Below are 25,397 nucleotides of genomic sequence, written 5' to 3'. Positions count from 1 at the left end.
TCAGCCGACGGACCCGCTGACGGCAGGGTGACCGGCACGAGCGCGGGTCGCCAGGAGTGATGCTCCTGCCGCGGCCAAGGCCAGGGCGCTGAAGGCCGCGGTGATCACTGTGAAGGCGGTGGTGGCCTGGGACGGGGTTCGGGCCAGGGACAGGTACGCGGTCCCGGCGGCGGCTACGCCGATGGCGCCCCAGAGTTGGGCGTTGGTGCTGATGAGGCCGCTGAGGTCGGGGGCGTGTTCGGTGGGGGTGGCGGTGGTCAGGTGGGTGATGAGGGCGGCGGAGCTCAAGCCCAGGCCGAAGCCGCCGATGGCCAGGACGGCCAGCAGGACGGGGCCGGACGCGTGGCCGGTGGCCGCGGTGAGGGTGGTGGCCAGGTAGCCCAGGGCGAGGATCGTGCAGCCCAGGGCGGGCATCAGGTGGGACCACCGGGAGGGCAGCCGCGGCAGGAGAGGGCCTGCGATGCCGAAGGCGGCTACCCAGGTCACCAAGGCGAAGCCCGAGTACGCGGGGCTCAACCCGAGCCCCCGCTGCAGGTACACCGCCAGCACGAACAACAGCGCCAGGTACGTCAACGTGCTGGCCCCGTGCGCGATCAGTCCCCACCGGAGCGCGGGCCGCCGGACCAGTGACAGGTTGACCAGCGGGTGCGCCGTCCGCCGCTGCGTCGCCACGAACCACCCCAGCGCGGGCACGCTCGCCGCCAGGGACGCCCATGTCCACAATGGCCACCCCGCCTCGCGCCCGAACACCAGCGGTACCACCGCCAGCAGCAAGGCCAGGGACAGCACCGCCACCCCCCGCAGGTCGAGCGGGTCGCGGTGCCGAGCCCCGTCGTCGCGCGGCAGGTACCGGAGGCCCGCCGCCAGCAGCGCGGCGCCGAGGGGCACGTTGATCAGGAAGATCGGCCGCCACCCCGTGCCGAACAGGTCCGCCGACACCAACACCCCGCCCAGCAGCTGCCCCAACACCGCGCCACCGGACAGAGCCAGGCTGTAGTACCCGATCGCCGCCGTGCGGGCCGCGCCGGAGAAGGTCAGCTGGATGCCGCTGAGCACCTGCGGGACCATCAGCGCCGCCGCCGCGCCCTGGGCGACCCTGGCCGCGATCAGCCACCCGGTCCCGGGCGCCAGCCCGCACGCCAGCGACGCCAGCACGAACCCGACCAGTCCGCAGAGGAACAACCGCCGGTAGCCGTGGATCGCGCCCAGCCGCGCGCCGGTGATCAGCAGCACCGCGTACGCCAGGATGTAGCCGGACACCACCAGTTCCAGCTCGCCGTCGCCCGCGTGCAGGGTGTGCTGGATCGACGGCGCGGCCGTGTTGACGATCGCCAGGTCCACGTTGACCATCAGCTGGCCGCTGAGCAGCACCGCCAGCGGCCACCGCGTGCCATCGGGCAGACCGCTCACGGACGCGCGCCCACCGACGGCGGCCAGGTCATCCCCACGAAGTCCGCCACGACCAGGTCCGCGGCTGCCAACTGCTCGTGCGGCCGGGTCGTGGTCACCGCGACGCACACCGCGCCCGCCGCCTTCGCCGCGGCCACCCCGGCTGGCGCGTCCTCGAACACCACCACGTCCTCCGCCGAGACCCCGAGCCGGGTGCACGCGGTCAGGAAGCCCTCGGGGTGCGGCTTGCCCTCGGTCACGTCCTCGGCCGCGACCACCACCGCGAAGAACTCGCCCAGCCCGAGCTCGTCCAACAGCCCGTGCACGTCCGCGCGCCGACCCGACGACACGATCGCCGCGGGCACCCCGGCCGCGTGCACCGCCCGGACCAGCTCCGGCGCCCCCGGGACCGCCACCGCGCTCGGCACGTCCGCGACGGCCCAGTACCCCATGGCCTCGTCGAACAGCCCGTCGACCGTGGTGTCGGCCGGGAACAGGTGCGTCCGCTCGGCCAGCACGTCCTGGCCGCGCCGACCGGAGAACGTCTTGAGCTCCACGTCGTCGAGCGCCAGCCCGTAGGTCCGGAACAGCGTGCGCCACGCCCACCTGCTGCGCGGCTCGCTGTCGGCGAGCGTGCCGTCCATGTCGAACAGGGCGGCCTTGAACGCGAGGGTCATCCGCGGTTCTCCAATGCGAGGTACAGGTCCTGCCAGGGTGCGACCCGCTCGAACGCGGCGCTCGCCGCGGCCACCGCGACGTCGTTGCCGCGCCTGGCCGCGATCTGCAGCCCGACCGGCACCCCGTTGGCCGCGACACCGGCGGGCACGCTGGCCGCCGGGCTGCCGATGAAGTTGTACGGGCTGGTCATCGACCACCCCACCTGCGCGTCCACCGCCTGACCGGCCACAGTGGACGGACCCTTGGTGGTGCGGGTCGCGTCGTTGGCGATGCCGGTCACGCAGTTGACCGGGCTGACGATGAGGTCGTAGCGGTCGAACAGGTCCTCGAAGGCGTCGAGGACCTGGGTGCGCACGATGTCGTCCATCTTCGCGTCCACCGCCGAGGGCAGCGCGCCCAGTTCCGCGCTCTCGACGAACTCCGGCGAGATCCGGTCCCGCCACTCGCCCAGCAGGTCGAGCCCGAGGCGCCGCGAGTACTCGACGGACTCCGCGTGCGCCACCTTCAGGTACCGGCGCCACACCGCGGTCAACTCGTCGTGCGGCAGCGGCAGGCTGAACTCGACCTCGTCGACCTGCGCGCCCGCCTCCTTGAACGCGGGCACCGCCGCGCGCACCACCGCGTCCACCTCCGGCTCGACGGGGTAGCCGCCGAGCGTCGGCAGGTACGCCACGCGCACGCCGTCGAGCGAGCGGTGCAGGTGCTCGCCCACCCGGTCCGGCACCGGGAACGAGTACGGGTCGCGCGGGTGCGGCCCGGACATCAGGTCCAGCACCAGCGCCGAGTCCTCGACGGTGCGGGTCAGCGCGCCGAAGCACACCATCGGGTTGAGCCTGCGGAACGCGTTGGGCCGCGCGGGAACCGCGACCCGCCCGAACGTGCTCATCAGCGTGTAGACCCCGCAGAACGAGGCGGGCACCCGCAGCGACCCACCCGCGTCCGACCCCTGCGCGATGGGCACCATCCCGGCCGCGACCGCCGCCGCGCTGCCACCGGAGGACCCACCCGCGTTCATCGCCGGGTTGAACGGCGTGCTGGCGGGCCCGAACAGGCTGCTGTCCGTGGTCGCCTTGTGCCCGAACTCCGGGGTGTTGGTCTTGCCCACCACGATCGCCCCGGCCCGCACCAGCCGCGCCACGCACTCCACCGTCTCGGTCGGCACCAGGTCCGCGTACACCGCCGACCCCCGGGTCATCCGCACCCCGGCCACCGGGTCGAGGTCCTTCACCCCGATCGGCACCCCGTGCAACGGCGGCAACGGCGCCCCGGACACCACCACCCGCTCAGCCTCCCGCGCCGCGTCGAGCGCCGCCTCCTGGCACAGCGTGACGAACGCGTTGACCTCCGGGTCCACCCGCTCGATCCGCTCCAGACTGCCCCTGACCACTTCCACCGGCGACACTTCCCGGCGCCTGATCATGTCCGCCAGCCGAGTGGCCGACAGGTGGCTGAAGTTGTCCATACCTTCCAGAACACCGCCCATCCCCGTCGCGTTGCAGCCCGTTGTCGAACTGCCCCTTCTCAATCGGGTGAAACCTCGATCGCCGTGCTATCGCCGTGCCCTAACCACTTCCGCGCTCGTTCCCTGACACCCGCCTAGTTCCACGCCCACGTGCTCGACGACCGAACTCCTCCCGCGTGGGCCTGCGGTTTCCGCGTGGAGGACAGCTGCCCCTCCACACGAACACTGCTCGATGGGGCGGACTTGTTTTGCGCGGGGTGGCACCCTCCGTAAGCTCTCCGCGCGGGGGAGGGCCGTCTCTTCAGGCCCCGCCTTTGTGCTCTTCCCAGGAGGGTGCAGGAGCCCCGCGCAAAACAAGTCCGCCCCATCGAGCACCCACCCCCACGAGGACCCGACAACTCCACAGTGGACCGACATCACCCCCGATCAGCCACGACCTCCAGCCCCGCCTCCGCCTTCCGCACCGCCGCCTCATCCGCCAGCACCTGTTGCCGGTCATCGTGCGCCAGCACCACGAACCCCACGTCGAAGGTGGCGAACAGATCGTCCGTCACCTCGATCCGGTCCCCGGCGCGCACGGTGATCACCGACTCGTGGTGCGAGGCCAACTCCGGGATGACCGCGAGCGAGTCGGTCCCGCGCACGACCCCCGCGGTGCGGCTCATCAGGAACACCACCCGCATGTGCTTGCGCAGCGCGTACCCCTCCGGCACCTCGCCCCGACCGGTGAAGTGCCGGACCGCGCGGTCGACCTGGCTGTCCCCGGTGGCGACCCGGCAGAACCGGGGGTGCCCGCCGCCGTGCGGCCGGATCCCGACCTCGACCAGCCGCGGCCCGTGGTCGGTGAGGATCAGTTCGACGTGCGCGGTGCCGTAGCGCAGGCCCACCGCGTCGAGCACGTGCTTGGCGTGCTCGGTGAGCACCGGCACCACCGGGTCGTCCGGCGCCAGCCACTCCAAGCTCTCGTACACCGCCATGTGGGGCCCGTTGTCGACCTTGCCGTAGCGGCACACGTCGGCGACGGTGTGGTCGCCGCCGTGGCTGAACAGGTCGACCACGTACTCCGTGCCGACCGCGTGCTGCTGCACCAGCACCTGGTCGTTCACCAGCCCGAGCCGGTTGCGCCGCCCCAGTCGCGCGTCGAACACCTCACGCCACCCGTGCCCGCCCGCGACCCTGCTCACCCCGTCGGTGCCCGCGCTCTTGGGCGGCTTGACCACCAGGTCCTTGCCCGCCAGCCCGTACTTGGCGATCCACGCGGTCACCTCGTCCGGGTCGGCCGTGCAGACCTGCGGGATGATCGGCAACCCGGCCAGCGCCACCGCCTCGGCCATCGCGCCCTTGTGCCTGCGCGCCGGGGTCAGCTCGGGCACGTTGGCCCACTCGGGGAACACCTCGGCGGTGAGCGCGTCGGCCAGCTCGACCCCGGACTCGCAGCCGGGCAGCAGGCACACCGGGTCCAGCTCGCGCAGCCGCCGCTGGGTGTGACCACTGTGGACGATGATCTCGGCGTAGTCCTCCTGCCGGAACGACGCCGCGTACACCTCGGGCGGCGCCGGGCTCGAGAGCAGGGCGACCACGGGCACCCCGGCCTCGTGGAAGGCGGGCGCGAACAACGCGCCCGAGGTGTACGGGTCGACGATCACCGCTGGGCGCATGGCCGCTCCTGCGAGTGGGTGCCCCCGAGGTCGGGGGACAGCGGAAGGTGGGTCAGCTCGTGCGGGGTCCCCGGCGGGTGCGGGAACACCGCGGTCGCCCGGTTCCCGTTGCGCACCACGGGCACGCCCGCGGTGATCGCCCTGGTCACCGAGCTGGCCCGCTCGTGCCACGGGCACACCAGGCGCGGCCGGTCCGGTTCGAACACCCCCAGGTGCAGCGGACCGCCGCGGTGCGGGCACCGCGCGGGCAGCACGAAGGAGCCGAACCGGGACCGGGCGTAGACGTACGGGGCGCCCGCGACGCGCACGCAGTTGCCCGCGCCGCTGACCGCGAAGGTCAGGACAAGCATTTCTCGTAGTCCCCCACGGAGTGGATCTCGTAGACGCACTCCTCGGACTCGATGATGGCCCCGTGCAACCGGTTGCCGTTGATCACCGTGCCCTCGCCCGCCTCCAGGATCTGGTACGAGTCGAAGCCGCTGACGAACCTCATCGTGCCGGACACGATGTGGCACAGCTCGTCGCCGTTGTGGCAGTGGGTGTTCGACAGCTCGCCCCTGGGTTCCACGATGTGCGCGACCGGCGCGGTCACCCGGCCCGCGCGGATCGCGTCCCACACCGGCGCGTGCAGCTGCTTGTTGCGCGGCCCGGCGTCCATCCAGGCGATCTGCCGCGCGAAGTCCTCGTCGGCGATCCCGGCGACGACCTGGAACTCCTCGAACCCGCGCACGATCTCCGGGATCACCCGCGGCCCGCAGGCGTCCACCACCGGCAGGATGATCTTCTCCAACGCCATCCGGCCGTGGTGGGTATCGATGTGCACGTGTTCGGTGAAGTACCGGGTGTCCACTGTGTCCCCGAACACCGACCGCAGCAGCGCGTCGGCGCGGCGGCAGAAGTCCACCAGGGTCGTCTCGGTGTAGTAGAGGGCGCCGAGGTAGCGGAAGAACAGCTCGTGGTTCTTGCCGAGGTAGTGGAAGTAGTTGTTGGCCATCAGGCTGCTGGACAGGTAGTACTGCCAGTAGTGGTGCAGGTCGGTGCGCAGGCCCACGGAGGTCAGGGTGTCCTCGAACAGCTTGCTGTGCTTGGTCTCGTGCACCCCGTAGCCGTACTCGTCGATCACCACCTTGAACCACTCCGACTGCGCCGGGCCGTAGTAGCCCAGCACGTTGCGGATCATCGGCGAGGCCTCGGACAGGAAGTCCGGGGCGTACTGGATCAGCCACATGCGCGCGGCCCGCTCGGGGTCGCTGGAGTTGCTGATCGCCTGCTCCGACAGCGACGGTTCCTGCGGTGTGTCCTCCACGGCCCGCAGGTAGGCCTCCAGCGAGTCGCGGGTCCAGTCGCCCGCGACCTCGACCTCGTCGTCGAGGAAGCCGAAGGAGTGGCGTTCCAGCGCGGGCCGGATCGTCTCGCCGAGCACCCGGTTGGACGAGCTGTAGAAGGCGTTGAAGTCCGACCACTTCCGCTCGTCGGCGAGACCGGACTTGGGGAAGAACACCAGGTCGTTCTCGTAGATCGTGGTCAGGATCCGGTGCGCGGCGAGGTTCTCGTAGTCGAGGACCTCGGCGCGGCCGAGCACGCGGTCGAAGTCCAGGTGGTCCACGACCTGCGGGCGCAGCTGCCTGCGGTACGGGTTGTCGTCGTTCTCCCACTCCTCGTTGTCGAGGTAGAGGGGGTTGCTGGTGTAGCGCTTGATCGCGTCCCTCAGGTCGGCGCCGCCCAGCTCGAACGGGCGGTGTGGTCCGACGTCGCTCATGCGTTCTCCCCGTCGAATCGTTGAGCCACTGCGGTCTCAGTGCACTGCTGCGAACAGTTGTGTTTCCTGCCAACGGATCTCGACATCGATGGTGTGTCCCGCGCGCACCGCGACGGGTTCGTCGAACGGGAGGAACGCCTGCATCCAGTGCGACCCCACGTTGTCCGGCGAGTTGCGCAGCACGACCCCGCCGCCGAGGTCCATCTCGAACCAGGCCACGACCCCGTGCGCGGTGCCGTCGGTCTCCGGGCGTAGCGCCGTGCGCCGCGTGCCGTCGTCCAGGTCGCCGTGCTGGACGTCGAAGTCCACCAGCGGCTCGTAGCCGCCGAGCACGCGGTGCGGCCAGGTGTTGAGCCGCACCGGGAAGTGCCCGATCGTCGCGGTGACGTTGAACGCGCTGACGTCGAAGCCCGCCGCCTCGGTGACCCGGTTGAACCCGGCCACCACCTCGCTCTCCAGCAACGCGCCGTGCAGCCTGCCCGAGGGCGGGAGCACGCGGCCGCCGGGGGCCAGCAGGTGCGTTCTCGCGTGGCGCATCGTGGGCAGCAGGCCCTCGCCGATCAGGCCGCAGTCCACGATCTCCGAGACGATCACGTCGGCCGGTCGCGGCAGGTCCCTGCCGACGACGAGGTCGGTGGACATCGCGGTCACCACCTCGACCCGGTCCGCCATCCCGTGCGCGGCCACCACCTGCCGGGCGATCTCGGCCAGGATCGGGTTCGCCTCGCACGAGGTCACCCGCGCGGCCCCGGCCTGGGCCGCCATCAGCGCGAGCAGCCCGCTGCCGGACCCGATGTCCAGCACGTGCATGCCCGGCCGCACTTGCCGCTCCACGGCCACCGCCAGCGCATCGTTGCGCTCGGCGTCGTTGAGCATCGCGAAGTGCCATCGCGGGATGGACCGTTGCGCGACCCGCGCGATCGCCGATCTCCCACCGTTGTCCGACTGCAACGCCGCCACCGCGTCCCGGTTCAGCTCCATCGCCTGCACCGCCCGCTGGTGGCTCGCCTCGGCCGCCGCCACCACGAGTCTGTCCTCGGCGCCGACCGGTGCGCGGTCCTCGACCGGCACACGTGCGCTCTCGCTCACCGTCATCCCTTGAGCCCCCGCCAAAAGGTGTTGTCGCGTTCCGCCGGGCCGTTGTCGGCCCGCCGCGGTTTACTGCCGATCGCGTTCGCCTTGACGCGATTCCCCGGCCCCAGATCAATTCCGGACTGGCCGCAACGGCCATCTCCCTCATCGTGCCAAACCCACGACGCATGTCAATGGTCCAAACCAATCGAAGCCCGGTTGGCCCAGTCCGACCGGCGCCGACTCCGCTGGGTGACCCCATTGTTCCGTTCTGCGGGGGTGGCCGGACGGGGGTACGATTGCCTCCCGCGCGCGTTGATCCGGCGATGTCGGTGAATTCTGGACATACCGGTTGACGCTTTCCGGAAATCGCACGGCCGGAAATGGCCTGCCATTACCCGGGGGCCGCGCGCGGGCCGGGGCGGACCGGGGGGTTGACTGTCGCCCCGTGGGCACGCGGTCGTTGGGTCGGGGGTTCGGGTGGCTGTGGGCGGCGTACTCGGTGAGCACGTTCGGCACCTGGCTGGCGTTCAACGCGTTCCCGCTGATCGCCATCCTGGTGCTGCAGGCGGGGGCCGCGGCGGTGTCGCTGCTGGCGGCGGCGGGGCAGGCGGTGGGGGCCGCGATCGCGGTGCCGCTGGGGGCGTGGGTCGAGTTCCGGCGCAAGCGGGCGGTGATGGTCGGCATGGACCTCACCCGGTTCGCGGCGCTGCTGAGCGTGCCCGCCGCGTTCGCCCTCGGACTGCTCACCTTCGCGCACCTGCTGGTGGTGTCGGTGGTCGTCGCCGCGGCCGACATCGTCTTCCGGGCCGCGGCGGGGGCGTGCGTGAAATCACTGGTGGGTCCGGATGACCTGCTTGTCGCGAATAGCCGGTTCGAGACCACCACGTGGTTGGCCACCGCGGTCGGCCCGCCGATCGGCACGGCGGCGATCGGATTCCTCGGCCCGGTGGTGACCGTTGTCGCCGACGCGGTGAGCTACCTGTTCTCGGCGTCCGGAATCCGCGCGATCGGCCGCACCGAACCACCTCCCGCTCGGCGTTGCGCGGAGACCGGTGGCGTGCTCGAAGGATGGCGTTATCTGCGCGCGAGTCCGCAACTGCGGCCGTTGTTGGCCAACACCGTCCTGGTGAACGGGCTGATCATGGCCACGGCGCCGCTGCTGACGGTCATGATGCTCGTCGACCTCGGGTTCGAGCCGTGGCAGTACGGCCTGGTCTTCACGCTGCCCTGCCTCGGCGGGCTCATCGGCGCGCGGGTGGTCGGGCGGCTCGTCGACCGGTTCGGGCAGCGGGAGGTCCTGCTCGCCGCCGGGGTGCTGCGGGTGTGCTGGCCGATCGGGCTGGCGTTCGTCGGCCCTGGCCTCGCCGGACTGCTGCTCGTCGTCGTGGTCGAGTTCGGGCTGATCGCCTGCGTCGGCGTGTTCACCCCGCTGGCGGCGACCTACCGGCTCCAGCGCATCCCCACCGACCGGCTCACCCGCGCGCTGGCGGCCTGGTCGGTCACCACCAAGGCGGGCACGGCGGCCCTCACCGCGCTGTGGGGGGTGCTGGCGGGCGTCACCGGTCCCCGGGCGGCGATCGCGGTCGCGGGCGTGCTGCTGCTGGCGACCCCGCTGTTGTTCCTCGGTTGGGAAACGGCATCGAGTTCGCTTTCCGCGCGCCGCTGGGAATGACATACCCCAGCGGGGGGACGACCTGTTGCCCGCCGTTTCGGAATGGTCCGAGCAGGACGGTGTGACAGTTCCGCGGGTGAGTTTTTCGATGATCACCGCAATACCGGCGAATGGTCGCACCGGTACCACGACCGTTCCCTTTGCTGATTCTTTTCGCTAACTTGGGGGAGCAGTCCCGATACTCTCCGCGACTCGCCGCGGCCGTCCTACCGCCGAGGTCCGCGGGATTCCCCACCCCGAGAGGAAACGCCGGTGCCCCTGATCGCCCGCAAGAACATCCCGGCCGCGCTCGCGCTGCTCACCGCCACCGTCCTGGGGGTGGTGGTCCCGACCGCCACCGCCACCCCGAATCCCGAGGGTGCCGCGGCCCCGCTCACCTCCGCGCCGGGGTCGGTCAAGCTGTCGCCGGTGCCGTCGACGTCGAACCAGCCCGTCCCGTGCGACGTGCACACCTCGCCGACCACGACGACCACCACGCCGTCCACCCCCCGCCCGACCTACACCCCCGCCCCGGCCGCCGCGGGGCTGACCACCTTCCCGCCGTCGAGCTCCACCCCGCCGCTGCCGGGCGAGAACTTCGCCCGCACCGGCTCCGCGACGGCCTCGTCCACCTTCGCGGGCTACAATGCCCACCGGGTCAACGACGGCGACACCAGCGCCGACGTCGGCTGCGACCACAGCTGGTCCAGCGCCAAGGACCGCTCGCCGACCATCACCCCCGAGTGGGTCCAGGTCCGCTGGTCCACCCTGCGCAGCGTCAGCCACATCGTCGTGTTCACCAGCGAGGGCTACCAGCTGCGCGACTTCGACGTCCAGGTCCTGCACGGCAACGAGGGCTGGTGGGACACCGTCGCCACCTACAACTACAACACCAACACCAGGGTCAACGTCTGGTTCGGCGCCAAGAACACCCGCGGCGTCCGCATCCTGGCCAAGGTGGGCCCCTCCCACCAACCCCTCTACGTCCGCGTCAACGAGATCCAGGCGTTCGCGTACTGAGCCCCGCGGGGGCGGCCCGCCCGGGCCGCCCCTGTCACGCCGGCTCCGCGAACAGCGACGCGGTTGCCGCGCCTCGGTAGGGGAGTCGGAAGACGGCAGCGGCTTCGTCGATGTCAGTAATAGAGGCGAGGACTCGTTCTACCTCGCCGATCGCGCCGGGGGGATGCTCTTGGATGTCGGATGACCATGGGGCGAAGGTGAGCGTGGTGAGGTTGTGCCACGCGGTAGCGGTATCCGCGTGGTCAAGCGTCTCTACCTTTGGGCAGGCGCCTACGAATCCGGCATGGGTTCGGGTGGGGAGATGGTGTTGGCGGCGAGTTCGGCCAGGACGGTAGGCACAGGTTGTTCTCCCGCCAGCGATACACGAGTCAGGAAGGCTTGGTCGGTGTAGCGCCGGACAGCGTCAGCGACCAGCGGCAGCGCGGCGACAGCGAACTCATCCGGCGGTCGGTAGGCGCTCCACACACCGGTGGGCGGTGGGCCTACCTGCGCGAGTCGACCGAACTCGGTGGCGCGGGCGGCGAGGTGTGACCGCAATCCGGGACCGATGGTGAAGGGCGCGAGACCGACCGACAGCATCGCGCGGAACGGGAGTCCCGCCATGGCGGACCACAGCGGTTCCCACGGTTGCCGCCGGTACGCGAACGGCGTCACAGCGGCCAACCAGGGGCTCGACGCGTCGTCCCGACTGGTCCGGTGCGCCGTCAGCCGCTTGCGGATCTCGACCACACCACCCCGTGGCTCGAACGGCGCCAACACCTCGCACGTCTCCGCCTTGTCCCTGACCGGCACCGCGGTCGAGTGTCCCGGCATGGCGCCCAGGCAGGACCGCAACCGGATGACCTGCTGCTCGACCTCCTCCCGCTCCGCTCCCTCGGCCCGCACCAGCAGGAAGCCCTCTACCCGCCCCGCGCGGGTGATGTACCGCATCTCCATCACCGCACCCGTCGCGTACGCCCATGCCGACCGCAGCCACTCGGAGTGGTCGGGCGCTAGAGCCTCGCCCGCGTACAGGTGCACCCCGCCCGCCACGTGGCCGACTTGGACCACGGTGCCCGCGGATCCGGCGTGCTCGTTGTGCGTCGGTGCCGCGGCTGACGCAGTCTCCGCGAACGGCGCGGCGGCAGGCATGACCCGCGACGCCGCCCATGCCCACCAGTGGTCGCCCCGGCCCGCGACCACGATCCCCGTCACGTGGGCGGGGGTGCGACAGCGGGCGCGCTCCCGTACGGCAACCCCTCGATCGGGGGCATACCCGCGGGGAAGCCGTACCCCTCGGCGACCTTCACGTCCCGGACCGCGGTGTGCAACGCCTCCCGGCACACGGCGTGCACGGCCTCGCGCATCGCCTTGAGCCGGTCCAGGTTCAGTATCCGGCCCATGTAGTCGCGGTAGTCCGCTCTCGTCTCGTTCTGCGACATCTGGTACAGGTCCGCGCCACTGCGGATCCGCCACATGCTCCACCCGAGGTACAGGCTCGTCCCGTACCGGAACACCGACACGTACACGACGTGGTTGCCGTCGACGAGGACCAACCGGTTGCCGGTCGTGTTGTACCGGGTGGGCACCCGTTTGGCGACGTAGTCCTGCACGGGGAGTTGCCGGTCCCGCAACCGCCCCGCGATGTGGCTGTACACCGATTCCGCCGCTTCGGCCCTGTCGGGCAGCAGGGTGTACCACTCGCTGATGGCCTCCGCCTTCTTCGTACGCCGGGCGAAGACTGTCCACCGCAGCACCGCCACGAGCGGCATGGCCACGATTCCCGCCACGAACCAGTAACTCGCGTCGTCCCCGTGGTACGCGTTGTCGAACGCCCTGCTGTTCACGTAGGCCATCACCAGGCAGAAGGCGAACGCCACCACCCCCAACCGCCATGCCTGCCGTTGCGCGTGGCGCACCAGATCGATCCCGGTGGAGTCGTTGAGCAGCAGGTCGGTCGGCTCGTGGCGGAGGGTGTTGGCCAGGTAGGCGGAATCCCCGTCGAAGTGCGTGCTGGGCGGATCGGTCATGCTCGACACCTCCATCGCTCACCCCCGCGGCGCGGAGCCCGAAACTACCGCGCGACGCCACACGGATGGGTGAACAGATCGCGATCTGCCCAGTAGATGTCCTGTGTGCGCTGGGTTTGTCGCGTCAGTGGTTCGGGAGGGGGCGGTGAACCGGGGGAGGGGGCGAGCGGAGTCCGTATAGTGGGGTGGCGACAGCCGGGGGGTGTCGGGTTGGGGTTTGGGCCGTCATCTCCGCCGTGCAGGACGGGGGTTCGGGGATGGTCGGGTATGTCGAGGCGAAGGTCCGTTATCTCGCGGCGCGCTGGCGCGGGGATGGTCGGGTGCCGACCATCTCGGAGTGGGGTTCGATGGTGGCGAACACCGTGGAGCACGAGGTTCGGGTGCACGACGCCCGGGGGATGTCTTGTGGGGTTGAGACGACCGGGTTCGAGCGGGTCGGGTACGGGGCCGAGACGGACTTCCGGGATCCGGTCGCGGTGGAAGGCGAGTACCTGGGGGCAGTGGCCGACCTGGTGCGGCGGGTGACCGGGGCGGATCACGTGGTCGCGACCCACCACTTCATCCGATGGGGTGATCCGGGTGACTTCGAGGCGGGGTACGCAGGCTTCTTGCACGGCGACAAGCCGTTGACGGACCCGCTCGGCTACTCCTGGGACCGCGTCGCGCGGCTCGGTCTGGCACTCGACCGCGATCGGCCCTGGGACTTCGCCTGGTACAACACCTGGCAGCCGATCGACCACCCCGCCACCCGCAACCCCCTGGCACTCCTGGACGCCCGCACCGCCGACCCGGCCGACACCCGCCTCTACAGCTACGACGGCGCGGGTGAGCAGAACCTGGAGACCGTCCCGCTGCACAACCCCGCCCACCGCTTCTACTACTACCCCGACCTCGCCCCCGACGAGCTCATCCTCTTCAAGCAGCTGGAAACCCGGCCCCACCGCACCCCGACCTGCCTGCACTCCGCCATCGAGGTCCCGGCACCGCCCGGCACCCCGCTGCGGCGCAGCATCGAGGTCCGCTGGATGTGCGTCTTCCGTCCTTAGTGGACCAGCAAGACTACTGGGACTGCCGGGCCGCCTTGGCTGCTGGGGCGATGTAGCCGGATTCGACGCGGCCGTTCAGCCAGGACGTGAGTCGGGCGGCCTCGTCGTCCAGGGCGCGTCGGGCAGTGGGGGAGACCGGCTCCAGCAGGAGGACCGACACGACCCCGGCGGCGTCCTGGAGCCAGCAGCCGACGACCCGGCCGTTCACCCAGGCGGTCGTGCCCGCGTTGCCGCGGGTGTCGAAGATCTGGTCGCGGTGCGGGGCGAGGTAGAAGTCGCGGGACTTCCAGCCCATCACGGTCGGGTCCAGGACCGGTAGCAGCGCCACCCACGGGCCGGGGTCCGGGGCCTCGGCCACATCCTCCGGTAGCAGCCAGCCGGTGTCGCCGCCGTCGAGGGACACGGGGACGGCGGCGAGGTCGGCGAGGGCGGTCCGCACGACGGCCTTGGTCGAGCCGAGCCACCAGACGATGTCGGACTCCGTCCCGGGGCCGAACGCGCGCAGCCACCGGCGCACCAGCTCCCGGTACCCCTCGGCGGCCCCCAACGGCGCGGGGACGCCGCCGAGCCAGTGCCGCGTCAGGGTCCACCGCGGTCGGGACGTGTTCCAGCGGCCGGTGTTCACGCCGCGGACGATGTCGGCCGTGGCGCCGAGGTGGGTGAGCACCCGCGGCGCCGACCACGTCTCACCCGCCGCGCCCGCGACCTTCACCCCGATCATCGGCACCGCCTCGCGGATCTCCAGCGCGGTCCGCCCCTCCGGCGCGTCGGCGAGCACGGCCAGCACCTCGGCACGAGCCCGGTCCAGCCACGCGTCCCCGTCCTCGGCCACCCCGGTCCGCACGACGTCCTTGGCCATCCGCGCGCGTTCCGTCCCCGCCACCCGCGCCGACGCGCTGGGCCACACCGCGGGCAACAGGTCCCTCGGGAACACGAACAACGTCCGCCGCATCGCCAGCTGCTTCACCAGCCCGCGCTCCTCGTAGAGCGCCCGGTCGACATCGCCGACCCCCACCGACCCCACCCGCGCCCAACAGGACAGGTACACCGTCGCCGGCTCCGTCGCGTGCAACACCCCCACCGCCCGGGCCGCCGCCTCCACGGACCCCACCCGCGCCCCGGGCGCGATCCCGTGCCGGACCCCCAGCCGAGCCCGCCGCTCCTCATCCGACACATGCCGCATCCCGCCATCATCCCAGCCCCCGGCCGGGCGTGAGATCCCGCCGCGGTGGGTAGTTCGCCACTCCACCGGGTGCGACAGTGAACCGCCCGCGTGCAGGAGGGCACATGTCGCGGAACTCGATCACCAACGCCACCGCGGGCACGATCGTCCAGGCCGACACCATCGGCCACCTCACCGTGCGGTCCGCGAACCCGGACCGGCCCCGCCAACTCCCGCCACCGGTGCGCGGCTTCGTCGGCCGTGTCCCGGAATTGTCCAGTCTGGACAGGACCGACGCGGGCCTGGTCGTCGTCGAGGGGTTGGCCGGGGCGGGCAAGACCGCCCTGGTCACGACCTGGGCGCACCGGAACCAGTACCGCTTCCCCGATGGCACGCTGTTCGTCGACCTGCGCGGCCACGGACCGGCGCCCCCGCTCCCGCCCGCGATCGCGCTGTCCACCATGCTGACCGGCCTCGGCTACGCCACCGAGGACATCCCCACGACGACGCGCGCCCAGACCAACCTGCTCCGCACCCACTGCGCGACCCGGCGCGTGCTGGTCGTCCTGGACGACGCCCACTCGCCGGAGCAGGTCCGTCCACTCCTGCCCGGGGCCGACGGGTGCTTGACGATCGTGACCGGGCGTGTCGGTCTGCGTGGGCTGTGCGCGGTCGACGGGGCGATCCCGATCCGGCTCGGCACGCTCCCGCAGTCCGACGCGGTCGCGCTGGTCCGCTCAGCCCTCCCTGCGGCCGCGGCCCGGCCGACCGCGCTCTTGGCGTCGCTGTGCGGTGGGCTCCCGTTGGCGCTGCGCATCGCCGCGACGTGGGCGGCGGGACATGGCCACCACGAGTTGGACCGCGCGGTGGCCGACTTCGCGAACAGCGACAGGTTGACCTTCCTCAGCACACCAGGCGACCGGGTCACCTCGATTCGGGCTGTTTTCGACGCCTCTTACCGCCGACTCGCCGCGATTGAGAGGTTCGTGTTCCGCCGCCTAGGACTACACCCCAGCGTGGACTTCGGGATCCCGGCCGTAGTTGCGCTCACCCGACTCGACCGGCACACAGTCGCAGCGGCTCTAGCCTCTCTCGTGGCGGCGAACCTCGTCGATGCGGCAGCGCGTGATCGCTACCGGATGCACGACCTCGTGCATGCCTACGCGGTGGACCGCGTTACCCGCGACGAACCAGCATCCGACACTAGAGCGGCCACGGCCCACCTTGTCGAGTGGTACGCGGCGACCGCCGACGCCGCAGATCGGACCGCCTTCCCGCGCAACGCCGCATTGGACCACCTGCCCGCGCAAGCACTGCCGGGCGTGGACCGATCGGCGGCGTTGGCGTGGCTCGGGGTGGAGACCCACAACCTGCTGGCGTGCCAGCGCCTCGCGCACCGGTCGGGGATGTGGACGCAGGCGGTGCGGCTCGCGGGTGGCTGCCGATTCCTGACGCTGCTCCCACGGCCGCTGTGGCGCTTGCGCCTAGAGGCGGAATGCCTGGGCCTACGGTCGGCCGTGGCGGCGCGAGACCAGCGCGCCGAGGCGGTGCTGCTCGTCCGACGCGCTGACACCTGGCAGGAGTTGGGGCAGTGGGGCAACGCGGATCGCGACCTGGGCAGGGCGTTGCTCTTGGGACAGGAGCAAGGCGACTTCAGGCGGGTGTACGAGGCGTTGTGCGGCTTGGGTTACTCGCACAGGGCGCATAAGAGGTACCGCGAGGCGATCGACCACTACCGGCGCGCGCTACCCCTGACGAGGTACCTGGGTGATGTCCGCTCCGAGGCGGTGGTCGAGTCCAACCTGGGCGCGATCCTGGTCGCGCTCGGCAGGCACCGCCAGGCCCTGGCGCACTTCGACCGGGAACAGCAGTTGCGCGGCGTGGTCGGCCACCCCGGCGGCCAGGCCAGCCCGCTGCTCGGCGCGGCGCTCGCGTGGCAGCGGATGGGCGAGCACGACCGGGCCGTCTGCCTCGGGACCGAGCTGCTGGCCAGGTTCGGGCGATCGGTGCCCCCATACCTGCTCGTCGACGTCCACTCGGTCCTCGCGGTGTCCCAGGCGGCCACCGGCGACAGCGGCGGGGCGCTGCGCTCCCTCAGGGCGGCCGTGGCGGTCATGGTCCAGACCGGTGACCCCAGGGCGGCCGACGAGGCGGCACGGCTGCGTACCGCGGAGGCGGAATACGCAGCGGCCGAGTACGCCGCGTCTAGGAACGCCCGCAGGCAGCGCAATCCGGCCGAGGAACCACCACCTGACCCAGACCGTGATCGACCAGGGTGACCAGGTTCAGGTGGTACGCCCGGTTGAGCGGAACCGCGGGTACACCTGTCAGCAGGCTGATGGCCAGGTGGGCGGCGAGGTTCCCGGACATCGCCGCGGTGATGGCGTTCGCCGGATTCGGCGGCGCGCTTACACCGGGCAGCGGCTCTCGCCGCGGCGCGTTCGCGGTAAGACCGCATTCGTAGCAAGGGCCGGAGCCCGGCCGGTACGCCCCGACGACCACCATCGGCCCGTGGTACCCGGCGTGGACCCAGGGGGTGCCCGTGGCCAGCCCGGCGCGGTTGGTCCACTCCCGGATCGACGCGGGCTCGTCGGCGGCGAGGACCACGACGTCGCAGTCGGCGGCGATCCGCCGCACCTGGGCCGCGTCCCGCACCCGGTAGACCTCACCGGTGACCTCGACATCCGAGTTGTGCGCGCGCAACCGCGCCACGGCGGCAGCGACCTTGGGGCGGCCCAGATCGGACTCGGTGTAGAGGACCTGGCGGTTGAGGTTCGACAGCTCCACCACGTCGCCGTCCACGCAGTGCACCGCCCCGACCCCGGACGCGCACAACGCCAACGCCGCGCTGGACCCGACCCCGCCGACTCCCACGACCGTGACCCGCGCGTCCCGCAGGAGCACCTGGACCGTCTCGGGCACGCGCGACGTCCGGTCCATCCAGGCCAGCAGGGCGATGCCCCGGTCGTGGCGCTCCCGTTCGGCGGGCGACAGCGGCGAACGGTCGGCCACCGCCTCCAGGAAGCCCGCGTCCGCGAGGTCGAGCACCGCCGCGAGGACGTCGTCGGCGCCGCGAGCCGGGAACCGGGCGGCGACGGCGGCGACCACGTCGGCCACCGGCCGTCGACCGTCCAGTTCGGACAGAAGATGCCAGATCCACCCGTCCGGGTCGCTGATCCCGGTCGTGAGACCGGGCACGGACCCGCCGAGTCGGATGGTGCCGCGCGCGTCGCGGACCGGGTGGTGTGCCGCCTTGACCCGCAGGCGCGCGGCCGGTTCAGCTGCCAACGCGGTCCTCCCGGCAGAGCTCCGCCTCGACGTCGACCGCCAGGAACTCGATGATCCGCGCCATCTCAGCGCACCTCCCCCGCCCGCGGGCACCCCGCGTCGACGCAGTGTTCGGACTCCGTCCACCCGTTGTCCGGCAGGTGGTGGCCGGTGGGCGGACCGTGCTCGGTGAACTCCATGGACCCAGGGTCGCGCGCCCACCCGGACAGCGGGGCGGACACCAACCGGACAAGATCCCGGACATTCACCAACCCGCCGTGTGTGGCTCGTCACCCTTGTGCCGGGCAGGTCGTGCTGAGATCCTTTTCGCCCGAGATCGACCGGGTCGGTGAGGTCCACACCACCGCCTGGTGGCCTCGCCTGGCGATCCGGGTGGTGCGCTCGCGCGCACGGCAACCCTCTTGTCCACACGAGTCACCCACTCCGCCAAGGTGAACGCTCTCGGGGGCACCATGGAGATCCAACTGCTCGGCGCGGTCGGGATAGCGGGCCCCACGGGGACGGACACCCTGGACCGGTCGCCGGAACGGGGCCTGCTCGCGGCGCTGGCGTTCTCGTTGGGACGCCGGATCACCCGCACCGCGCTGATCGACCGGCTCTGGTCCGAGGCCGAGCAGAGCGACCGCACCCAGGACACCCTCGACCGCTACGCCCGCCGGTTGCGCGCCGCGCTGCGCGCCGCCGGGACCGCGGGCGACGAGATCCACTACGACCGGTTCACCCAGGCCTACTCGCTGCGCTGCGCCCGCGACCAGGTCGACTACCAGCGCTTCGCCGCGGACATGGCGATCGCCCGCCGCTCCGGGGACACGACGCTGATGCGCTCCGCGCTCGACCTGTGGCGCGGTCCCGCGCTCACCGGCGTGCGGGGGCACTGGGCCGAGGGCCGCCGCCAGCGGCTGCACGACGAGCGCAGGGCCGCCCTGCACGACATGCTGGTGATCTGGACCCGCGACCGCCGCTTCGACGAGGTGGTGGCCGCGCTCGACCCGGTCGACGGGCAGATCGGCCTCGACGACCGGCTGCTGCTGCTCGGGGTCGAGGCGCTGGCCCGCGCGGGGCGGCGCGGCGACATCGACCCGTGGTGCGGCCAGGTCGTGGAGCGGATGCGCGAGATCGTGGGCACCGAGCCCGCTCCGGAGACGGTCGCGCGGGTGCGGGAACTGGTCGCCGCCCGGCCGGTGCCCCGCTCGCCGGACCCGGTCGCCGCGCCCCCCGTCGTGCCGTCGGCGATGTTCATCCTGCACCGCGCGGCCGCGGACTTCACCGGCAGGCACGCGGAGATCACCAAGCTGGTGGCCGCGGTCGAGCGAGCGGGTACCGGCACCACCCACGGCGGCTGGGTGTACTCGATCGACGGGATGCCCGGGGTCGGCAAGACCGCGTTCGCGCTGCACGTGGCCCGCCGGATCGCCCACCGCTTCTCCGACGGGCCCCTGTTCCTCGAGCTGCACGGGCACGTGCCCGGCCAGAGCCCGGTGCGGCCCACCGACGCGCTGCAGTCGCTGCTGCGCGAGACCGGCATCCCGCTCGACGACATCCCCGGCCACCTCGACGACCGCGCCCGGCTGTGGCGGGCCAGGACGGCGGGCAAGCGGTACCTGCTGGTGCTCGACGACGTGGCCGACCACGACCAGCTGCGGCCGCTGCTGCCCGCCACCCCGGGCAGCCTGGTGATCATCACCAGCCGCACCCGGCTGGTCGACCTCGACGGCGGCGTGTCGCTGACCATCGACACGCTGCCCACCGGCGACGCGATCACCATGCTGGTCCGGCTGGCCAGGCGCGCCGACGTCGTCGACAGCCCCGGGGTGCGCAGGCTGGTCGAGCTGTGCGGCCGCCTGCCGCTCGCCATCGGCATCGTCGCCTCGCACCTGCACGGCCACCCCAGGTGGACGGCCGAGGACGTCATCGCGCAGTGGAGCGAGGACCACAACCAGCTGACCGACCTGCAGGAGGGCGACCGCTCGGTGCGGCTCGCCTTCGACACCTCCTTCCGCGGGCTGACGCTGCCGCAGCAAGACCTCTTCCGCCTCCTCGGCGCGCACCCGGGACCCGACATCGAGGTGCACGCCGTCGCCGAGATGCTCGACCTGCCGCTCGGCGACGTCCGCCGGGAACTGGAGGCCCTGCACCAGCGCCACCTCGTCGACGAGCGGATCGGCGGCCGCTACCGGTTCCACGACCTGCTGCGCTCCTACGCGCGGCTCAAGGCCGACGTGCTGACCGCCCCGGTCCGCGCCGAGGTGGTCACCCGGCTGCTCCGCTTCTACCTGCACAACGTGTACGTCGCCGGGACCCACGTGCCCGCGCGCCGCACACCGGCCGACCCCACGCCGCCCGTGCCGTCCCGGCACGCCTACCCGGTCCTGGACACCGCGCAGGCGCTGCGGTGGTTGACCGCCGAGTTGCCCACCATCGCCGCGGTCGTCGACAGCGCCGCGGACCACCCCGACGTCGTGCGGCTCTCCACCTACCTGCACCCGTTCCTGCGGTCCTACGGCTACTGGGGGCACGCGCAACCCATCCACCAGACCGCGATCCGGGCGGCGACCGCGGCGGGGGACGACCTCGGCAAGGCCGACGCGCTGATGGACCTGGCGAAGGTCGAGGGCCTGGTCGGCGACTACCAGCGCTCGGCCGACCACCTCGCCGAGGCCGTGCAGCTCTACAACGCCTGCGGGGTCCTGCAAGGGCGCGCGAACGCGTTGAACAGCCTCGGCGTCGTCGAGTACCAGATCGGCGACTACGCCGCGGCGGCCGACTCGCTGTTCCAGGCGCTGCAGCTGTGCACCGAGCTGGGGGACGAGCTCGGGCGGGCCAACGCGTTCAAGGGACTGGGCATCGTCGAGCTGCTGCGCGGCAGGTACGCCGCGGCCACCGAGCGGTTCACCCGGTCGCAGCTGGCCTACGCCGAGGCCGACGACCAGCGCGGCGTCGCCACCGCACTGCGGATGCTCGGCAACACGACCCTCGAACTCGGCCGGGTCGCCGAGGCCATCGCCCTCTTCGAGCGGTCGTTGCGGATCATGGTGGCGCACGACGACCGGCCGGGCCGGGCCAACGTCCTGCACCACCTCGGCGCCGCCCAGATCGCGGTCGGCGACCTCGCCTCCGCCGAGCTCACCCTCGCCGAGGCGCTCGCGGTCTACGTGGCGCACAACGACCCCGTCGGCCAGGGCGACATCCAGCTGCAGATGGGCGTCCTGCGCTTCGAACAGGGCAAGCCCGACGAGGCGGCCCCCGCCTACGCCGAGGCCCTGCGGCTGTTCACGATGACCAACAACCACGCCGGGATGGTGCGCACCCACCTGGCCCTGGGTGATCTCGCACTGGCGCGCGACGACCTCGTGCCCGCCAGGTCCGAGCTGGCTCGGGCACGGGCACACTTCGGTTTCGTCCGCGCGAAGTCCCGCGACTCCGGCTCCGAGATCAACCTGGCCCATGCCGCGCTGGGATTCGCCAGGGCGGCCGCGCGCGAGGCGGATCCCGGGGCGCTCGCCGAGGCGCAGTGGGCGCTGGCGGAGTACCTGCGGCTGGGCTCACCGAAGGCGTCGGCCGCGGGCGCATTGGTCACACAGCTGCGGCGGTGAACCCGTGTCGGCCTATGCGGGCCACTCCAGGGACGCGGCCGTGCGGCTGGGCAGGTTGGCGAGGACTATGGCGTCGCCTGCGAGGGCACGGGTAGTCCTACCGTCGGTGATTTCCAGGTCGAGCATTGGGCTTGTTACCCGTACCTGCCTGCCGCCGGGGAGGGTGTGGTGTTGGTGGACCATCGAGTCGACGGCGCGGTCCCACTGGTCGCCTCGGCGTTCGGCGATGGTGTTGGGGCGGTCCTCGGCGCACGTCGTGTCGGTGCGCGCGATCACCGTCGTCACCGCGACCAGGTTGGGCCCGTTCCACGACAGGTCGACGATCAGGCCCGCCAGGTCCGGGTCGACCGGTGGGTCAGTCGACGGGAGGAGCCTGCCGGAGTCGAGGTCCAGCAGCACCGGCCTCGACCGCATCCCACCGCAGGACGCGTCGCCCGTCCTCGCCGTGAACGCCAACGTCGTCCCGGTGGGGTCGACCACGAACTGCGCGGCGGGCAGGTCGAGGACGCGTTCCCAGCGCACGGAACCCTCGACGCCTATCGCGTAGAGCGCGTCGCTGTCCGGGAGTTCGGCGGCGGTGTACCTGAGCACGGTCACCTCGGCGGTCGCCGCGATCACCTCGCGCGGTGCCACGACGGGCTCGTGCTCGAGTCGCGGCGGAGGAGCCAGGACCGTGCCGAGGAAGCTGCCGTCCCAGCGGTTGAACCGCCGGATGTAATCGCCTTCCACATCCGCGGTCCGCACCTCGTCGCCCGCGATGACCGCGCCCTTGCACGCACCGCACGGGACCCGCCGCTCAGTGCCGTTCGGCGACCACACGACCAGTTCGGCGTCGGTGCCCAGGCTGTCGTCGCTGAGCACCGCCGCACCGGTTGTGCCGTCCGGGGCGATCGCGACCCCGCCGACCTGGTAGGAGCCGAGTCGGTGCGGTTTGTCGCCGTCGAGGGCGAACACGCCGTTGTTGTCCTGCCACACCAGCCAGGTGCGTGGCACCTCGGGCTCGTCGGGAGCCGCGGTGCAGCCCGCGAGCACCAGCAGGACGAGCAGGGTGGACGTGCGCGTCACTTGACCCTCTCCAGTGCGATCCTGGCGGGACCGTCGACCGGGAGGACGACGAAGTACCCGCCTCGGTACGGCCAGGTGGGGTCCCAGGCCGAGGTGGTGAACGCGGGTCCGGTCTCGGTGCCGTCCGCGCGGACCCGCAGCGTCTGCCCGGGTTCCTCGCCGTAGGCGACGGTGAGCTCCAGTTCCCACTCGCAGTGCGACGCCCCGACCGCGGCGGTCAACTGCAAGACGATGTCGTCGCCCCTGGGCAGCGAGATCGCCTTGGTCTCGAGGTAGGGCCGCTCGGGAGCGCCCGGCCCCTGCTGCACCCGCACGGCCCCGTCCGGGTCGTCCAGATCGGTGACGACCAGCCGGACGTCGCGCTCGGCCTGCGGCGGGTGCCCGACCAGCGTCCCGTCCCACGGCGGCGTGCGGCGCAGCACCCTGGTGCGGATCCCGATCAACCGGACGGGCTCGTCGCGGTTGCCGACCAGCGAGATCTGGTGCGAGTTGGCGGACTTCTCCACCCCGCCGACCGCCGTCCTCACGTACCCGCCCGGCACCCCGCCCAACGCCAGGAACCCGGCGTCCCGGTCCGCGGTGACGCTCGTCAACGCCACCCGCGCCAGCTCGTCCTCGGCGACTGGGCCCGGCAACACCCACGCCCAGACCGGATCGGACACCGGTCGGACCCGAACGAGCAGCGCGGGCCCGGACTCCGGCACGAGCGACCACACGGCCAGTCCCGCCGCCACCACCGCGACGACGACGCCCACGACCCACAGCCGGACGACCCTGTGGACGTGTACCCCACCGGTAATGACGGTGCCCGCCTGCACCAGAGCCCCACCGACAGTCCCGTCCACCGCGTTGTGCACGTCGGACCCGGTGTGACCCCGCTGCTCGTCACGCACGAGTCCCAGTCTGGCACGGGATTTCGGTCGCTGGGGCGGCAAATCGGCTGACACGCACCGGAAAGCCGGCGGTTCTTCGGGGGGTGGTGCGCCAGCGCTAGTACTGGCCTTCGCTCTAGGTCTTCTGAAGAGCCTCGATATGGACTCCCCCGGGCGATAGAGGCTGCCCGGGGAAGTGGGGGTCGGTCAGCAGTTGATGGTGCCTCGGCGGAGGGTGTGGCTGCTGGTGTTGCTGTCGTCCGACCAGTAGACCGGCTTGCTGCCCGCGGTGCAGGTCGCCGAGATCGCGAAGCCCTCGTTGTTGAGGTTGGACATGCCGGACGGGCGGTCGTACACGGCGGTGGTGGCGAAGACGCCGGAGGAGTTGACGCGGAAGGTGCGGTGCTCGCCGTCGCAGGTGTCGTCGCACACGACCCAGAGGCGGGTGGCCTGGGCGTCCCACTGCAGTTCCATGACGCCCGCCAGGCCGCTGCTGATGGTGGCGACGCGGGTGAACGAGCCGGAGTCCAGGAGCACGTAGCCGTAGACCGCCGCGGTGCCTTCCACGCCGACGAAGAACACGCCGCCGGTGTGCGCGCCGTACTGCGAGGGCACGTACGCCACGCCGGTCGACTCGTCCCGGAAGCCCGCAGCGGTCAACGCCGAGTCGGGGACCCAGGTGATCCCCTCCAGACCCAGGTTCGCCCCTACCGAAGGCAAACCGGCAGTAAGGTTCCACTCCTTCGTGGCGGTGAGCGTGCTACCCGACCCGCTTACGTCATACCGCAGCACCGACAGGCGGCTGCTGCCCGAACCGTTGCGCTCACTGGAGACGAACACCCCACCTGCGGACCCAGCGCCGGTGACGGTCACACCCTCACTGTCAGGGGCGCCGGTCCCACCCGGGAACCGCAGGGTCTTACCCGTGGTCCACCCCGTGTCCGGCTGCCAACCGCCGGTGCCGTTGGGGACCAAGCGCCACAGCTTCCCGGAGTTCTGCGCGCCCCACAGCACGTTCCCCTCCTGGTAGAGGCCGCTGAGGTCGGACCCGAAGACGTTGGCCGCGTCGGCGTTCGCCACGGAGCTGCCACCGGGCCACGCGGTCGCCGCCACGCAGTCGTTGAGACCCCCGAGGGTCACCGAGGCCGCGCGCAGGGCGCCCGTCCCATCCGCGCACCGCGACCAGGACGGGTCCGAGTGCTCGGCCCAGCTGACGCTGTCGACCAGGGTGGTCCCGTTGGCCAGGTAGAGCCGCGCGTCGTCACTGGACCCGAGCCCGAACTTGTCGTGCACGTCGAACGCCCGCGCCGCCCCCGGGGTCAACGTGGTCCCGTTGGCGATCTTGTACGAGGAGCTGTTGTTGTCGTCCTTGAGCACCCACCCCGAGATGTCGACGGCGACGGTGCCCTTGTTGTAGAGCTCGATCGAGTCGTTGACGCCCCCCGTCGTCACCACCTCGTTGATCCGCACATCATCAGCAGGAGCCGCCGCGGCCCGCGGCACCACCACCGCCCCCAACACCACCGCGGACGCCACGACCAGACAACCCCGCCACCCAACCCGCGATCCACCCACGACGCCCACCCTCATGATCGCCCAACCGGCCGTTCCGACCCTCCCCACCCACCCCGAACACCCGAGCTCCACCACATGATCACGGCGTGAACGCTC

The 25,397-nt window shown here is 71.7% G+C and carries 19 protein-coding genes; 5 read left to right on the top strand and 14 right to left on the bottom strand.

What is annotated here, in order from left to right:
- The 7 genes from BMY07_RS05150 to BMY07_RS05120 all read right to left on the bottom strand — a co-directional run bounded on the left by BMY07_RS05150 (position 1) and on the right by BMY07_RS05120 (position 8,035).
- Positions 1-1,410 carry an MFS transporter gene (locus BMY07_RS05150; protein ID WP_245782213.1) on the bottom strand — a complete coding sequence of 470 codons (1,410 nt, stop codon included), beginning with the start codon at positions 1,408-1,410 and terminating at the stop codon, positions 1-3.
- The gene (locus BMY07_RS05145) at positions 1,407-2,066 is read right to left on the bottom strand and encodes an HAD family hydrolase (RefSeq protein ID WP_092775272.1); all 660 of its coding nucleotides are present in this window, start codon (positions 2,064-2,066) and stop codon (positions 1,407-1,409) included. Before BMY07_RS05145 ends, BMY07_RS05150 begins: the two co-directional genes overlap by 4 nt.
- Positions 2,063-3,529 (bottom strand): amidase, encoded by a 1,467-nt coding sequence (locus tag BMY07_RS05140; protein ID WP_092775271.1) that lies wholly within the window; start codon positions 3,527-3,529, stop codon positions 2,063-2,065. Before BMY07_RS05140 ends, BMY07_RS05145 begins: the two co-directional genes overlap by 4 nt.
- Before the next feature lie 416 nt (positions 3,530-3,945).
- On the bottom strand, positions 3,946-5,187 hold the full coding sequence (locus tag BMY07_RS05135) for an ATP-grasp domain-containing protein (protein WP_092775270.1): 1,242 nt from the start codon (positions 5,185-5,187) through the stop codon (positions 3,946-3,948).
- Positions 5,172-5,537, bottom strand: coding sequence for a Rieske 2Fe-2S domain-containing protein (locus tag BMY07_RS05130; protein ID WP_092775269.1), 366 nt, complete (start codon positions 5,535-5,537; stop codon positions 5,172-5,174). Before BMY07_RS05130 ends, BMY07_RS05135 begins: the two co-directional genes overlap by 16 nt.
- On the bottom strand, positions 5,525-6,946 hold the full coding sequence (locus BMY07_RS05125) for an iron-containing redox enzyme family protein (protein WP_092775268.1): 1,422 nt from the start codon (positions 6,944-6,946) through the stop codon (positions 5,525-5,527). The genes BMY07_RS05130 and BMY07_RS05125 overlap by 13 nt, the downstream gene beginning before the upstream one ends.
- Before the next feature lie 36 nt (positions 6,947-6,982).
- A complete protein-coding gene (locus BMY07_RS05120; protein ID WP_143073365.1) occupies positions 6,983-8,035 on the bottom strand; it encodes a class I SAM-dependent methyltransferase in 1,053 nt (350 codons plus the stop codon).
- Positions 8,036-8,465: 430 nt separating this feature from the next.
- On the opposite strand from BMY07_RS05120, the gene BMY07_RS05115 reads away from it, so the two are divergent.
- Together BMY07_RS05115 and BMY07_RS05110 are read left to right on the top strand one after the other, a co-directional pair.
- Complete coding sequence (locus BMY07_RS05115; protein ID WP_092775266.1) at positions 8,466-9,692, top strand: MFS transporter; 1,227 nt, start codon at positions 8,466-8,468, stop codon at positions 9,690-9,692.
- Positions 9,693-9,944: 252 nt separating this feature from the next.
- A complete protein-coding gene (locus BMY07_RS05110) occupies positions 9,945-10,691 on the top strand; it encodes a galactose-binding domain-containing protein (RefSeq protein WP_092775265.1) in 747 nt (248 codons plus the stop codon).
- 270 nt (positions 10,692-10,961) lie between these two features.
- Here the strand turns inward: BMY07_RS05110 and BMY07_RS05105 are convergent, their stop codons facing one another.
- On the bottom strand, positions 10,962-11,885 hold the full coding sequence (locus tag BMY07_RS05105) for a hypothetical protein (protein ID WP_092775264.1): 924 nt from the start codon (positions 11,883-11,885) through the stop codon (positions 10,962-10,964).
- Positions 11,882-12,700 carry a hypothetical protein gene (locus BMY07_RS05100; protein ID WP_143073363.1) on the bottom strand — a complete coding sequence of 273 codons (819 nt, stop codon included), beginning with the start codon at positions 12,698-12,700 and terminating at the stop codon, positions 11,882-11,884. Before BMY07_RS05100 ends, BMY07_RS05105 begins: the two co-directional genes overlap by 4 nt.
- Positions 12,701-12,957: 257 nt before the next feature.
- Here BMY07_RS05100 and BMY07_RS05095 point away from each other — a divergent pair, with 257 nt between their 5' ends.
- Positions 12,958-13,746 (top strand): CmcJ/NvfI family oxidoreductase, encoded by a 789-nt coding sequence (locus BMY07_RS05095; RefSeq protein ID WP_092775262.1) that lies wholly within the window; start codon positions 12,958-12,960, stop codon positions 13,744-13,746.
- Positions 13,747-13,759: 13 nt separating this feature from the next.
- Here BMY07_RS05095 and BMY07_RS05090 read toward each other — a convergent pair whose 3' ends face one another.
- Positions 13,760-14,929, bottom strand: a complete 1,170-nt coding sequence (locus BMY07_RS05090) for a winged helix DNA-binding domain-containing protein (protein WP_092775261.1) — start codon at positions 14,927-14,929, stop codon at positions 13,760-13,762.
- A gap of 104 nt (positions 14,930-15,033) precedes the next feature.
- Between BMY07_RS05090 and BMY07_RS05085 the strand changes: the two genes are divergently transcribed.
- Entirely contained in the window at positions 15,034-17,187 is a 2,154-nt protein-coding gene (locus BMY07_RS05085) for a tetratricopeptide repeat protein (RefSeq protein WP_092775260.1), read from the top strand.
- Here the strand turns inward: BMY07_RS05085 and BMY07_RS05080 are convergent.
- Positions 17,114-18,196 carry a HesA/MoeB/ThiF family protein gene (locus BMY07_RS05080; protein ID WP_245782212.1) on the bottom strand — a complete coding sequence of 361 codons (1,083 nt, stop codon included), beginning with the start codon at positions 18,194-18,196 and terminating at the stop codon, positions 17,114-17,116. The genes BMY07_RS05085 and BMY07_RS05080 overlap by 74 nt on opposite strands.
- Positions 18,197-18,627: 431 nt before the next feature.
- Here BMY07_RS05080 and BMY07_RS05075 point away from each other — a divergent pair, with 431 nt between their 5' ends.
- Positions 18,628-21,789, top strand: coding sequence for an ATP-binding protein (locus BMY07_RS05075; protein ID WP_143073362.1), 3,162 nt, complete (start codon positions 18,628-18,630; stop codon positions 21,787-21,789).
- Positions 21,790-21,801: 12 nt separating this feature from the next.
- Here BMY07_RS05075 and BMY07_RS05070 read toward each other — a convergent pair whose 3' ends face one another.
- The 3 genes from BMY07_RS05070 to BMY07_RS05060 form a co-directional block, all read right to left on the bottom strand.
- Positions 21,802-22,854, bottom strand: coding sequence for a hypothetical protein (locus tag BMY07_RS05070; protein ID WP_092775258.1), 1,053 nt, complete (start codon positions 22,852-22,854; stop codon positions 21,802-21,804).
- On the bottom strand, positions 22,851-23,747 hold the full coding sequence (locus BMY07_RS05065) for a hypothetical protein (protein ID WP_092775257.1): 897 nt from the start codon (positions 23,745-23,747) through the stop codon (positions 22,851-22,853). The genes BMY07_RS05070 and BMY07_RS05065 overlap by 4 nt, the downstream gene beginning before the upstream one ends.
- Positions 23,748-23,933: 186 nt before the next feature.
- On the bottom strand, positions 23,934-25,262 hold the full coding sequence (locus BMY07_RS05060; protein ID WP_218150598.1) for a lamin tail domain-containing protein: 1,329 nt from the start codon (positions 25,260-25,262) through the stop codon (positions 23,934-23,936).
- Positions 25,263-25,397 lie beyond the last annotated feature (135 nt).

The organism is Actinokineospora terrae (assembly GCF_900111175.1).
Lineage (GTDB): Bacteria > Actinomycetota > Actinomycetes > Mycobacteriales > Pseudonocardiaceae > Actinokineospora > Actinokineospora terrae.
The sequence above is the reverse complement of the archived record's forward strand: the minus strand, read 5'-3'. Positions and strand labels throughout refer to the sequence as shown.

Excerpts from the sequence above, each read along its gene's own strand:
- BMY07_RS05125 (WP_092775268.1), bottom strand. The coding sequence starts at position 6,946 with ATGAGCGACGTCGGACCACACCGCCCGTTCGAGCTGGGCGGCGCCGAC.
- BMY07_RS05090 (WP_092775261.1), bottom strand. The coding sequence starts at position 14,929 with ATGCGGCATGTGTCGGATGAGGAGCGGCGGGCTCGGCTGGGGGTCCGG.
- BMY07_RS05130 (WP_092775269.1), bottom strand. The coding sequence starts at position 5,537 with ATGCTTGTCCTGACCTTCGCGGTCAGCGGCGCGGGCAACTGCGTGCGC.
- BMY07_RS05100 (WP_143073363.1), bottom strand. The coding sequence starts at position 12,700 with ATGACCGATCCGCCCAGCACGCACTTCGACGGGGATTCCGCCTACCTG.
- BMY07_RS05135 (WP_092775270.1), bottom strand. The coding sequence starts at position 5,187 with ATGCGCCCAGCGGTGATCGTCGACCCGTACACCTCGGGCGCGTTGTTC.
- BMY07_RS05140 (WP_092775271.1), bottom strand. The coding sequence starts at position 3,529 with ATGGACAACTTCAGCCACCTGTCGGCCACTCGGCTGGCGGACATGATC.
- BMY07_RS05095 (WP_092775262.1), top strand. The coding sequence starts at position 12,958 with ATGGTCGGGTATGTCGAGGCGAAGGTCCGTTATCTCGCGGCGCGCTGG.
- BMY07_RS05145 (WP_092775272.1), bottom strand. The coding sequence starts at position 2,066 with ATGACCCTCGCGTTCAAGGCCGCCCTGTTCGACATGGACGGCACGCTC.
- BMY07_RS05085 (WP_092775260.1), top strand. The coding sequence starts at position 15,034 with ATGTCGCGGAACTCGATCACCAACGCCACCGCGGGCACGATCGTCCAG.